Origin of the sequence: Mesorhizobium sp. M1169 (assembly GCF_040318345.1) — a bacterium.
Taxonomy (GTDB): domain Bacteria; phylum Pseudomonadota; class Alphaproteobacteria; order Rhizobiales; family Rhizobiaceae; genus Mesorhizobium.
In genome coordinates this window covers 1-12,031 of the sequence record NZ_JAMYME010000023.1, presented here as the reverse complement: position 1 = coordinate 12,031, position 12,031 = coordinate 1, and the positions used below count along the sequence as shown (strand labels likewise).

Below are 12,031 nucleotides of genomic sequence, written 5' to 3'. Positions count from 1 at the left end.
CCTTACCAATCTGCTGATGTGCCATCGAGCGAGCCTGTGGCAGGGTGTGCGATCACGTAGATCATCGGCGTTCACCAATAAATCGCCGAAAATCGACGTTTAAATAAAGCAACGGCTCGGTCATGAGTTCCATGCTTGCGACGGTGCGAGATGTCAGCCGAACAAAACATTCGCCACGAACAGCAGTCGAGAGGCAGTATCGAGCAGCCAGCGGCGCCGAAGCATATCCTTGTCGTCGACGACGACCCCGAAATTCGCGATATGCTCACCAATTACCTGGAGAGCCAAAACTTCAGGGTTAGCGCGGTCGCCGACAGCCGGGCCATGTCGCGCGTCCTCAATGAAAAGCCCGTAGACCTGATGATCCTCGACATGCGGCTTGCCGACGAGGACGGGTTCGACATCATGCGGCAACTCGGCAGTCCGCCGGAAGCGCCCATCATCATCATCACCGGCCACAGGTGCGACGAGGTGGATCGCGTCGTCGGCCTGGAACTCGGCGCCGACGACTACATCACCAAGCCCTTCGGCCTCAGGGAGCTGCTGGCGCGCATTCGCGCCGTGCTGCGGCGATCGCGGTCGACGCAGCCGCATCCGCGCGGCAAGAAACCCATACGCTATCGTTTTGCCGGCTGGGAGCTCGACATGCGGATGCGGCGCCTGAGGTCGGCGGCGGGCGAGGCAACGCCGCTGACCGCCGGCGAGTTCAACCTGCTGACGGCGTTCCTGAAATCGCCGCAGCAGATCCTGAGCCGCGAGCAGCTTCTCGCTGCCAGCCGCGTGCACGACGAAGAGGTGTTCGACCGCAGCATCGACGTGCAGATATTGCGGCTGCGCCGCAAGCTCGAGGTCAATCCGAGCGAGCCGAAGCTCATTGTTACGGAGCGTGGCGCCGGCTACATATTCGCGACTGCGGTCGAGGTACTTTGAGCCGCTGCCGCGCCCAGCCTACTCCGCGCTTCTCAGCCAGACCAGCATCTCGCCGGGATCGCGGTTGTCCCAGGCAAAGTACGGCACGGCGGTGATTTTCGCGCCCTCGAGCGCCGGCGGTTCGGTGCGGTAGAGCCCCTCTTCCCAGTTTTCGAAAGCCTCCTTTTTGGCAATCGCCGAAAGTGTCACAACGCCGCCCAGAAGGTTCGGCTGCTGATGCGCCTCGATGTCGGCCGTGCGCGGCAGAGCGATGCGGTGCAGCTGGCTGGAATTGTCGGTCTCCTCGACGCAATAGATCAGCGGTCCGCGCGCCAGCGCGACACGGCCGATATCCTGCCGCACCTGCGGGTTGGCGTAGAGGCGGTCGACGGCCATTTCGAGGTCGAGCTCGACGCGGTCGCCTTTGCTCCATTCGCGGCGGATCGCGGCATAGCCGTCGCTGGTGATCGCCTCCAGATCGACATCGGCGCCGTTGACCTTGAGCGCTGCCTTGCGGCACCAGGCCGGCAGGCGCAGGTGCAAAGTGAACGCGGTCGGAGCTTCCGGTTCGACAGAGATCGAGACCGCGCCGTCCCAGGGATAATTGCTGGTCTGGGTGAGCTCTATCTGCGTCCCAGAAATATCGAAACGAGCCGTGCCGTTTCCATATAGATGGACGGCGAGTGCGTCGTCCGACAGGCCGTAGAAATAGCTGCCGATCGAGGCGACCATGCGCCCGACATTGGGCGGGCAGCACGGGCAGCGATGCCACTTCCAGCGGTGGTGGGCGCCGCGGCTTTCGAGCGGATTCTCGTAGAAGAACAGCGAGCCGTCGAGCGACAAGCCGGAGATCGAGCCGTTGTAGAGCGCCCGCTCCATGATGTCGGCGTAGCGCGCATTGGGACCCATGCCGAGCATGCGGCTTGCCCAGAACACCAGGCCGACCGAAGCACAGGTTTCGGCATAGGCGGTGTCGTTGGGCAGGTCGTAATCGGCGGTGAAACCCTCATTGTGCGACGACGGCCCGAGGCCGCCGGTGACGTAGAGGTTCTTGGTCATGAGGTCGTCCCACAGCCGGTCGAGCGCCACCCGCAGCGTGTCGTCGCCATATTCGGTGGCGATGTCGGCCATGCCCGAATAGAGGTACATCGCCCGCACCGCATGGCCGACGACTTTGTCCTGTTCGCGCACCGGCTTGTGCGACTGGTTGTATTCGTAAGTCTTGAAATGATAGGCCTTGGGGTCGGCGCCGCGGGCCCGCGCCTCCTCGTCGAAATAATGCGGCTGCTGGCCGCGCTGATCGATAAAATATTTGGCAAGCTCCATGTATTTGCGCTCGCCGGTCACCCGTGCCAGCTTGACCAGCGCCAGCTCGATCTCCTCATGGCCGCAATAGCCCTTCTTCTTGCCGGGCTCGGGACCGAACGTCTCGGCGATGTGATCGACATAGCGGCACATGATGTCGAGCAGCTTGCGTTTTCCGGTGGCCTGGTAGTAGGCGACCGCGCCTTCGATCAGATGGCCGGCGCAATAGAGCTCGTGGCAATCGCGCAGATTGGTCCAGCGCAGGCCCGGCTGGATGCGCTGGTACCAGCTCGACAGATAGCCGTCGGGCTGCTGCAGCTTGCCATACATGTCGATGACGGCATCGATCTTCTTCTCGAGCTCGTCGTTGCGGCGGCGATAGAGCGAATAGGCGGCGGTCTCGATGGTCTTGCCCCAATCGGAGTCCCAGAACATCTGCGTCGTCACCGTCGATCCGGTGAACTCGTTGCCGGCGGTGGCCGCCTCGTCCGGCGAGGGTGAGTGGAACGGGATGACGACGCCGGGCGACGGCCGGTCCGGGTCGATCTGCTCGAGCATGCGCGCCTCGACGCAGCGGTCGTAGAGGATGCCGGCGGTCTTCGAGGCGACGGCATCGACGCGGTCGCCCCAGAAGCCGCGCACATCGACCTGCGGCACCGGCAGCGGGCGGAAGGCGAGTTTCGGCTTGGCGCCCTGACTGGCGGATTGCGATGCGGTCATCAATTTACTCCGGTTCGGTTCGATTGGTCACTTCACGGCCCCTGCCATCAGGCCGCGGATGTAGAAGCGCTGCAGCAGCAGGAAGAGCACCAGGCACGGCACCATCATGACGGTGACGCCGGCCTGCACGGCGCCCCAGTCGATGGCGCCGAAGCGGCCGGACTGCAGCGCGGTCATCATGATCGGCAGCGTGAATTTCGACTGGTCTGTCATCAGCACCAGCGCCGCCAGAAACTCGTTCCAGGCGCCAAGGAAGGCGAACAGCGCGATGGTGACGATGCCCGGCCAGACCAGCGGCAGCATCACCCTCAACAGCATGGTGACGTTGTTGGCGCCGTCCATGCGCGCGGCCTCCTCGATCTCGCGCGGCACCGCGTCGAAGGCGTTGCGCATCATGAAGATCGAGAACGGCAGCTGCAGCGTGACGTAGACGCAGACCAGCCCGGTCAGCGTGTTGTGCAGGCCGATCTTGGTCAGCACCAGGAAGATCGGCGTCAGGATCGACTGGAACGGGATCATGATCGTCGACAGGATGACGACGAAGAGCAGGTTCTTCAGCGGAAAACGGAAGCGCGAGAAACCGTAGCCGGCGAGCACGCTGACGATCACCGACAGCACCACTGTCATGACCGAGACGTAGATGCTGTTTTGCGCCGGCAGCCAGAGGCCGTCGCCGAAGGTGTTGAGCGTCGCGTAGTTCTCGAGCGAGATGCCGCTGGTCGGCCATGGCGGCAGCGGCGGCTGGCGCGCCTCCTGCGCCGGCTTGAAGGCCGAAAGCACCGTCCAGGCGATCGGCGCCAGGAACAGTATGGACGCGATGATGCCGGTCGAGTGCTCGGCGATCTGCATGCCGATGCGGCGTTTGCGGGTGCGAGCCTGCGCCATCAATCGACCCCTTCCGGATTGCGCAGCAGCCGCAACTGGATCAGGCTGAGCGCCACCAGGATGACCAGCAGGACCATCGAAAGTGCCGCGCCATAGCCGAGCTTGAACGACACGAAGGACTGGTTGAAGATCCAGTAGACGGCGGTTAGCGTCTGGTTGCGCGGGCCGCCGCGCAGGATGATGTAGAACTGGTCGAAGGCGAGGATCGAGCCGGCGACCGACAGGATCAGCGCCAGCGCCAGCGTGCGGCGCATCAAGGGCAAGGTAATCGCCCGGAACCGCGCGAATGGCCCTGCCCCGTCGATCATCGCCGCCTCCTGCAGGTCCGGCGGGATCGACTGCAGGCCGGTCATCAGGATGATCATGGTGAAGCCCGCCACCTTCCACACCACCATGGCGATGATCGACCAGAAGGCCGGCTGGAAGGTCGCCAGCAGGTTGAATTTCTTCTCGGTCAGGCCAAGCTCGAAGGCGGCCGGGCTGAACAGGCCGGAATCGACATTGAGCAGCCACGACCACAAAAGGCTCGCCGAGGCGAAGCCGATGACCGCCGGCATGAAGAAGGACGTGCGGTAGAAGCCGGTCAGCTGCCGCGGCCTTTCGATGAACAGCGCCAGCGGAAAGGCGACGGCGAAGATCGCGATCGTGACCACCACCGTGTAGTAGCCGGTGAACTTCAGCGCGTTCCAGAAACGGGTGTCGCGCAGGATCGCCCAGTAATTGTCGAGGCCGATAAAGCTATGCGCGCCCATCAGCGGCCAGTTGTGCAGCGACATCCAGGCGGTCATGCAAAGCGGCACGATGAAGAAGACGACGACCAGGGCAACGGCGGGCGCGACATAGAGCAGGCCGATCCACTGCCGGCGGCCGGCGCCGACCAGTTTGTATGCGCGCGCTGGCGCGGCGGTGGTTGCTGTGATGGTGGTCATGCCGTGGTCTTCCGTTAGCGCTACGTCCCCCTCCCCCTTGAGGGGAGGGTCCGGTCGAAGGCCGGGGGTGGGGTCCTCCGCGAAGCGCGCCGACATCAAAAGAGCGTCGAGCACTGCCGCGATGACCCCACCCGGACCTTCGGTCCGACCTCCCCTCGAGGGGAGGTTAAGGGGCTGCGGGGGTGGGGTCGTCTGCGAAGTGCGCCGACAGAAACGTCGAGTACTGCCGCAACGACCCCACCCGGACCTTTGGTCCGACCTCCCCTCGAGGGGGAGGTGGGCGCCGGCGCTTACTTCTGCGGCGCCGAATCGATGATCGACTGCATCGTTTCCTGCGCGTTGGCGATGGCGCCGTCGACGTCTTCGCCGAAGAAGACCTCGTTCATCATCTGGTTCCACGGACCGTTGGCCGAGTTGATCAGGTCGTTGAACACCACCGAATAGGGCGTGCGGCCCTTGGCCATTGCTTCGGCGGCGACCTTGTAGCGCGGGTCGAGGTCTTTCAGCGCCTCATTGGCGATGTCGCCGCGCACCGGCAGACTGCCGTATTTCGCCAGGATGGTCTGGCCCTCGAGCGAATAGGCGAAATCGAGGAACTCCTTCACCACCGCGACCTTGGTGGTGCCCTTGGTGACGACGAAATTGTCGCCGCCGGCAAACGACGACCAGCTGCCATCCTTGCCGGGCAGGAAGGTGATGCCGTAGTCGATATCGGGATATTGCGTGTTGAGCGCGCCGATGGCAAAGGCGCCGGACGGCGAGATGCCGATATTGCCGGTGGCGAAGGCGGCAAAGAAGTTGGAGCCGGTGTCGGTCTGCGCGCCTGAAGGCACCAGGTCCTTCTTGACCATCGAACGGTAGAGGTCGATGGCGCCGCGCATCTGCGGCGTGTCCAGCGTCGCCTTGGAGCCGTCCTCGGTCAGGATGTCGCCGCCCGAGGCCCAGATCAGCGGCGTGAAGGTGAAGATGTTGCAGCCGCCGCAATTGCCGGAGAAGTAGAAGCCCTTGATGTCGCCGCCGAGCGCGTTGATCTTTTCCGCGTCGGCTTCGATCTCGGCCCAGTTGGTCGGGCCCTTTTCCGGGTCGAGGCCGGCCTGCTTGAACAGCTTCTTGTTCCAGATCAGCACCGAGGAATCCGCCGAGAACGGCAGCCCGTAGATGCGGCCCTTATAGGTGCCGGTCTTGACATGCGCCGGCGACAGGCTGGCGAAATAAGGCAGCGATTTCGCCCAGTCGGTGATGTCTTCGAGCTGGCCGGCGGCGGCGAAGGACGGCGTGTAGATCAGGTCGAGCGACAGCGCGTCGGGTGCCGTGCCGCCGGCAGCGGCCGCGCCGTATTTCGGGATGATTTCGGCGTTGGGGATGATGTCGAGCTTGATCTGGTTCTGATGCCCCTTGTTGAAGGCATCGACGATGCGCGGCATGAAGTTCGAGCCGTCGGCGCGAACCCAGATGTTGGCGGTGTCGGCGGCGGCCGGGCCGACCGTTGCCAGCGTGCCCAAAATGCTCGCGGCGATGGCGAGCCCGGTAATGGTGGTTCTCATGCTTCTCCTCCACATGGTTTTAATTTAGCGTCTTAATTTAGCCGCGCCCCAAGCGGGTGACTATCGACACGGCCCGTTTCGTTCAGCCGTCCGGCGGACGGCCGCATGACTGACGCACCACCAGCCGGCACGGCAGTTTTCTGATGCCCGGCTCGGCGGGTTCGCCGCCGACGAGCGAAAGCAGGGCAAGGCCGGCCTCGCGCCCGAGCGCGGCCAGGTTCATGTCGACGGAGGTCAGCGGCGGGCGGGTTGCCTCGGCGACGATCTGCCAGTTGTCGAAGCCGATGACGCCGACCTCGTCCGGCACGCCGATACCGCGCTCGCGCAAGGCGTCGATGACGCCGCGCGCGATCTGGTCGTTGCCGCAAAACACCGCATCGGGCTTTTCGCGCGTACCGTCGAAACCCTCGCCGTCGAACAGCTTCTTGACCGCCTCGTGGCCCCAGGCCTCCGACCACGGGCCGAGCAGCGGCTCCATGACCGGCAGGCCGTTCTCGGCCAGCACCGCGCGATAAGCCTCGGCGCGGGCATGCACCACGGCAAAGCTCGCCGGCCCGCTGACATGGGCGATGCGCCGCCGCCCGAGCCGGCAAAAATGCTCGACCGCCAGCCGCGCGCCGCCGGCATCGTCGGAGACGAACGCGATGGCGCCGGGATCGGGCTCGGTGAATGCGTAGATCGCCGGAATGCCGAGATTGGCGAGGTCGACCGGCAGGTGGCGGTCGATGCGCTTGCCGGTGGCGATGATGCCGTCGACGCGCTTGTCGAGCATGGCATCGACATGCAGCTGGGCAAGGCGCGGGTCGTCCTCGACATTGCACAGGAACACCGAGACGCCGGCATCGACCAGCGCATCGGAAACGCCGGCCATCAGCGGCAGCGAAAAGCGGCCATAGGTGTCGTTGGTCAAAAGCCCGACGGTAAAGGAGCGCCGCCTGAGCAGGCTCTGCGCCAGGCTGTTCGGGCGAAAGCCAAGCCGCTGCGCCGTCTCGCGAATACGGGTCCGCGTCTCGGCCGTCATCCGCCCCTGCCCGTTCAGCGCCTTTGAGGCCGTGGCCACGCTGACGCCGGCGAGCGCCGCCACCTCACGCAGGGTGACGGGCTGCTTGGCAGAAACAGGCGTTGGCTGCGCGTCGGACGCCATGATTTGGATATCGATCCTCCCATTTGAGAAAAGCTTTTCTCTTACCGGCCTGCGAGGCGCTGAATGGTGAAGTCAGCGGATGCCGGCAGAGTTGGGAAAAGGTTTTCTCAAAAGGAAGATTAGGGGAAGGATGCAAGGATGGCAAGAGGGAATGGCCTGGTTACAGGCATGTTCGGCAGTCAACTACGACTCGCTGCCCTGGGTCCAGGATCTGCCATGGCGGCCCGAAGGAAAGAGGGCGAGCACCTTTGGCGTGCATTGCCGTTCAGCGGGCACCGCGATGGAATAATCGCGGTGCCGCAGTCTACCCGCAGAGCTAGCAGTTCTCAGTCTGTGGATCGCACGCCTTGTTTTTCTGTTTCTGTGGCTTGGGCTTGACCGCCTGCTCGGGCTCGGCCTGCTGCTGCTCGGCCGCTGGCTGCTCCTTGGCCTTCCGCTTCTCAGGCTTGGCAGCCTGCTCCGGCTCAGCCTGCTGCTGCTCGGCAGCGGGCTGCTTCTTGGCCTTCCGCTTCTCAGGCTTGGCCGTCTGTTCGGGCTCGGCCTGCTGCTGCTCGGCGGCGGGCTGCTTCTTGATCTTCGGTTTCTTAGGCTTGGCCGTCTGTTCGGGCTCGGCCTGCTGCTGCTCGGCGGCGGGCTGCTTCTTGGTCTTCGGCTTCTCAGGCTTGGCCGTCTGTTCGGGCTCAGCCTGCTGCTGCTCGGCGGCGGGCTGCTCCCCGGCCTTCGGCTTCTCAGGCTTGGCCGCCTTGCCGGGCTCGGCCTGCTGCTGCTCGGTGGCCGGCTGCTCCTTGGCCTTCGGCTTCTCAGGCTTGGCGGTTTCTTCGGGCTTGGCCTGCTCGGTCGTTGCAGCGCCTTCGGTCGGCTTCGATTTCCGGCCAGCCTGAACCTGCTTCACCTCCTCGATGTCTTTGAGCTTAGCTGGTTTGGCCTTAGGGTCGGCTTTCACCTCGCCCTCAAAGACAGCGACCGTATCGTTTTCCAGTTTGCCGGACTGCTCGGGCGCGTCGGTCTTGCTGACCTTGACGGCAGTCACCTTCTGGTTCGTCTCCTTTTCGATCACATCGACATCAATGACTTTGTTGATCACCAAATTGTTCTGGATCGTCACGTCGCCGGCCGGTTCGGCCGCCTCGACAATGCGCACAAACTCCGGCTCATCACGAATAACGACCACAGAAATGTCCGCGGCAAGGAATTCGCGGGTGGGGACCACAACCCAGTAATAATCCGGCGTCGTGTCGAAGATCACCTCGATTGAAATCAAATCCGGATCGCGGCGGGGCGGCAGCGGCGCCCAAATGATGTGCTCCCTGTCACGACGCCAACTCACCCATGCTGGCGCCCAGCGGGTGCCCGGAACCCAGTACCAGCCGATATCGTCGGCATAGCCCCACCGGCCGTAATGGTACGTCGCCCAGCCGAATGGCTCGTCGGACACCCAGAGCCAGCCATACTGCTCGGTATAGACCCAGTGTCCAAGCGTATACGGACGCCAATCGTCAGGCACATCAACCGGCACGAAAACGGTCGCTCCGTGATACGAGACCCAATCACCATAGGAAGACAGGTCTTCGTAGAACGTGCTGATCGAAACGGTGGTGGCAGCCCTTGCCTCGGACACAAGCGACAATGGCGCAATTGAGTTGGGAATCTCGACGACCGTGAGCAGGCAGGCGGTTACGCCGCCGAGCATCAGTCGCACCGCATGTTGGGCAAGGACGCGTTTCATCGTAATCTTCCTCCGAAACAGATCGCCCTTCATCGTACAAACCCGCCGGCTGCCGGATTGTTCCACTTTGCTGACGTTACCCAGTCCCCTCCCGCAACGGCTTGGCATCGCACGATGATATTTGGGATCAGAGTTGCTTCATGAAGGCGGTGACCGTCACAAATGCGCGCCGAAGGCGCGGTGATAAGTGGTTGGTCAGCGGGCCCGACAGTAAAGGAGCCGCCGCAACAGGCTCTGCGCCAAGCTGTTCGGGCTAATGGCTTCGATGCAGAACGCGCAGTGGCCTATCAGATGCAACGACGCGATGTCGAAGAAGCGGCATGGCTCATTTTCCTGATGACGCAATAGCTCGCGCCCTGAAACATAATGTCCTAGCGTTGGCGCTTGGGAATAGGGAATGCTTGGATTTGCTGGATGATGCCCTGCCCGAAGCGGTTCCGCAGCGTCGTGATAAACTCAGGTTCGACGCTATTCACGAAACCTAGCATGCCCTTCAAGTTTGCTAGCTCATCTCCGTCCAGCCTACCCTTGCTAGCTCTGTACACGGCGGTATGAAGCTCGCGTTTTCGCGTGTGCCCTACTGACACGGCTCCGTCATTTGTCAACGTGAGCCCCGTCACGCGCCGCCCGTATTTCGTTGTCACGCGGGTTGTCTTGCCCTCATTGATGACAAGCTTCGGCAGCTCAATCAGCTTGATCACCTTTCGGACGGCCTTCTCGACATTGACGAGATACCCGGTTCGTGGAGCGGAGAAGGTGAGGTCGTCGGCGTAACGGGTGTATGTCACCTTATCTTTCGCAACCTCGTGGCTAATAGCCTCGTCGAATTCCCACAGCAGGGCATTGGAGACAGTCGGCGAGGAGGGAGCCCCAATAGCCAATCGCAAGACCGAGCTTCCCTTTAGCCTTTGGAAAATCAGCTGCGAGGTCAGGTGGATATCTGTGAATGAGGTAAGGGCGCCCGTCAGCTCGCAATAGCGGGACCAGTCAGCGGCCTTAATCGACGGGAAAAAGTCAGCGAAATCCATCTTCAGGATTGGTCGATGTCCAGCATGGCGCTGCGCGTTCTCCTTTATGGATATACCTTCACGATAGGCAGTCGCCGCGTCATGAATTGGAAGCTTGCTGACAAGCACATCGACCAACGCCCTCTGCAATATCTTCACTTCCTTGGCGGGCTGGGAGATAATTCGAAAACCTCCAGAGCGCTTCGGTATTTGGTAGGTCTTATACCTAACAGGGGCGGTGCGCATGATGCGCTCCACCAGGTTGGTATCCATACCAGTCTCAACGGCTAATATGTCGACGATGCCACTCATCCCAGAGCGCTTTTTAAAGCAGCTTGGATGCTGCTAAACCTAACGGGTTCCTTACTCTTCCAATACTCGATTACCCTTGCGCGCCAACGATCCCGATCTTTCTCCTCCGGCGGCAAATCTTTTCGAAGCCGGTAAGTGACCGCCTCTTCCATGTCAGGCAACGCGCAGTAGTACTCATTAATTCCGCGCTTATCTCTGACGATCCAGCCGGCATTGATCGCACAGCTTAAGTATTCAGCAATCTTATAAAATGGAACCGTCAAATCCATAACGTATAGGAGGGTATCAATCTCCTCTTCGGTCAGCGCCCCGTAATGTTGTATTAAGCCGACTACCAGTTTGATGACATGACCGGCTCGCCCAGGATTGAATGTCGTGTGTTCTTTGTACTCAGCTTTCCGCTTTTCAATCGCGGGAATCAGCGCTTCCGCCAAACGGTCGAGATTCACCTCCGAAACGCTGTTTACGCTACTAATATTTAAGTCGTTGCGATTTAGCACGCACACAGCAGACTTCCCGTGATTTTCCTGTAGGAAGAGAAGTGGACCCAGCTTGATGAAAGACGAATCGCCGTAGTTCTTGTCGTCAATGACAACGAGCAGGCGGGTGGCGATCTCCTCAACCACAGAAAACGCGCCTAGTTCAGCAACACTTCCATAGCTTTCTGAAAACAGAACGACCAAGTCGACTATCTGTGCGAATTCTCTCTCGAAACTCAGCCAGTCTTTGTAGGGCCCATCGGGCGCGAAGATTCTAAAATCCTCAGGCGTCACCGTCGAATATGATTTCAGGCCGGGCCGCCCGTAAATTTGGGTGTAAGCATCCCGCAACGAGTTTGGCTTAGCCGTTTTGACGTCGATCTGCCCGCCACACAGCAGGATGATTGGGGTGGGTGCGCGCACATGCAAAGTCGAGGCGTCGATGCGCTCGACTAAATCGGCTATGTCACCTCCGACTATCACTTACCCTTGGAGGTGTGGAAGAACATGGGGTTTACCGAGCGGAGCGGCCACTTGTGGCGGTATAACCACAGGTTGTTCCACACCGGATAAAACCTAACAATCGAATGAGGTCTGACGGAACGCCGGACCAAGCACGCAAGGTGCTTCTCGCGTAAGCTAAGCACTATCTCCCACCCCCACAGTCAGCTGTCAAGCAGTGTGACCGTGTCTGCTGTGGCAATCAATAGGCGCGCTTGGCCCCGACGCTGTAATCGACAGTTATTGGCGTTTTCCTAGCAATATTTTCATAATTATTTTTCGCGGCTTTTGAGCCCGAAAAGTCTAGAAGCTTCTGCCAGGAACGCTTCGCCGCCTGCAGCGCGGTGACGCCTGGCCGAACGTCCCGCACAGCAGCCAGGTGACAAGGCCGCGCTCATTGTGGACGCGCAGGCCGACCTGCGTTTCTTAATGTCTGCTTTAGCGCAAGCAGACCTACTCTCCTGAGATTTTCGATGTCTGCAACGGGTCGATAGTGTTGAAAAAGTCCGGGTTGCAGCAGTCCTGAAGCACTGATTCAATCTTCGTCGTAAGAGGAGATTGAGTCGATGA

General features: G+C 61.4%; 10 protein-coding genes. 2 read left to right on the top strand and 8 right to left on the bottom strand.

Annotated features, from left to right (window positions below; translation table 11 throughout):
• Window positions 1-150: 150 nt before the first annotated feature.
• Window positions 151-930: a response regulator gene (locus NKH41_RS21125; protein ID WP_352771583.1), complete on the top strand. Its 780-nt coding sequence runs from the start codon at window positions 151-153 to the stop codon at window positions 928-930.
• A gap of 18 nt (window positions 931-948) precedes the next feature.
• On the opposite strand, the gene NKH41_RS21120 is transcribed toward NKH41_RS21125, so the two are convergent.
• From NKH41_RS21120 to NKH41_RS21095, 6 genes are all read right to left on the bottom strand, one after another.
• The gene (locus tag NKH41_RS21120; protein ID WP_352771585.1) at window positions 949-2,934 is read right to left on the bottom strand and encodes a glycoside hydrolase family 127 protein; all 1,986 of its coding nucleotides are present in this window, start codon (window positions 2,932-2,934) and stop codon (window positions 949-951) included.
• 27 nt (window positions 2,935-2,961) lie between these two features.
• Entirely contained in the window at window positions 2,962-3,819 is an 858-nt protein-coding gene (locus NKH41_RS21115) for a carbohydrate ABC transporter permease (protein ID WP_023674366.1), read from the bottom strand.
• Window positions 3,819-4,748, bottom strand: coding sequence for a carbohydrate ABC transporter permease (locus NKH41_RS21110; RefSeq protein WP_352452309.1), 930 nt, complete (start codon window positions 4,746-4,748; stop codon window positions 3,819-3,821). The genes NKH41_RS21115 and NKH41_RS21110 overlap by 1 nt, the downstream gene beginning before the upstream one ends.
• Before the next feature lie 290 nt (window positions 4,749-5,038).
• Entirely contained in the window at window positions 5,039-6,292 is a 1,254-nt protein-coding gene (locus NKH41_RS21105) for an ABC transporter substrate-binding protein (protein WP_352771587.1), read from the bottom strand.
• An 82-nt stretch (window positions 6,293-6,374) separates the two neighbouring features.
• Window positions 6,375-7,436 (bottom strand): LacI family DNA-binding transcriptional regulator, encoded by a 1,062-nt coding sequence (locus NKH41_RS21100; protein WP_352746968.1) that lies wholly within the window; start codon window positions 7,434-7,436, stop codon window positions 6,375-6,377.
• A gap of 316 nt (window positions 7,437-7,752) precedes the next feature.
• Entirely contained in the window at window positions 7,753-9,162 is a 1,410-nt protein-coding gene (locus tag NKH41_RS21095) for a DUF6600 domain-containing protein (RefSeq protein ID WP_352771589.1), read from the bottom strand.
• A gap of 162 nt (window positions 9,163-9,324) precedes the next feature.
• On the opposite strand from NKH41_RS21095, the gene NKH41_RS21090 reads away from it, so the two are divergent.
• On the top strand, window positions 9,325-9,510 hold the full coding sequence (locus NKH41_RS21090; protein ID WP_352771591.1) for an alpha-glutamyl/putrescinyl thymine pyrophosphorylase clade 3 protein: 186 nt from the start codon (window positions 9,325-9,327) through the stop codon (window positions 9,508-9,510).
• A 23-nt stretch (window positions 9,511-9,533) separates the two neighbouring features.
• Here NKH41_RS21090 and NKH41_RS21085 read toward each other — a convergent pair whose 3' ends face one another.
• Together NKH41_RS21085 and NKH41_RS21080 are read right to left on the bottom strand one after the other, a co-directional pair.
• Window positions 9,534-10,481, bottom strand: coding sequence for a retron St85 family RNA-directed DNA polymerase (locus tag NKH41_RS21085; protein WP_352746962.1), 948 nt, complete (start codon window positions 10,479-10,481; stop codon window positions 9,534-9,536).
• Window positions 10,478-11,383: a retron St85 family effector protein gene (locus NKH41_RS21080; RefSeq protein WP_352746960.1), complete on the bottom strand. Its 906-nt coding sequence runs from the start codon at window positions 11,381-11,383 to the stop codon at window positions 10,478-10,480. The genes NKH41_RS21085 and NKH41_RS21080 overlap by 4 nt, the downstream gene beginning before the upstream one ends.
• Window positions 11,384-12,031 lie beyond the last annotated feature (648 nt).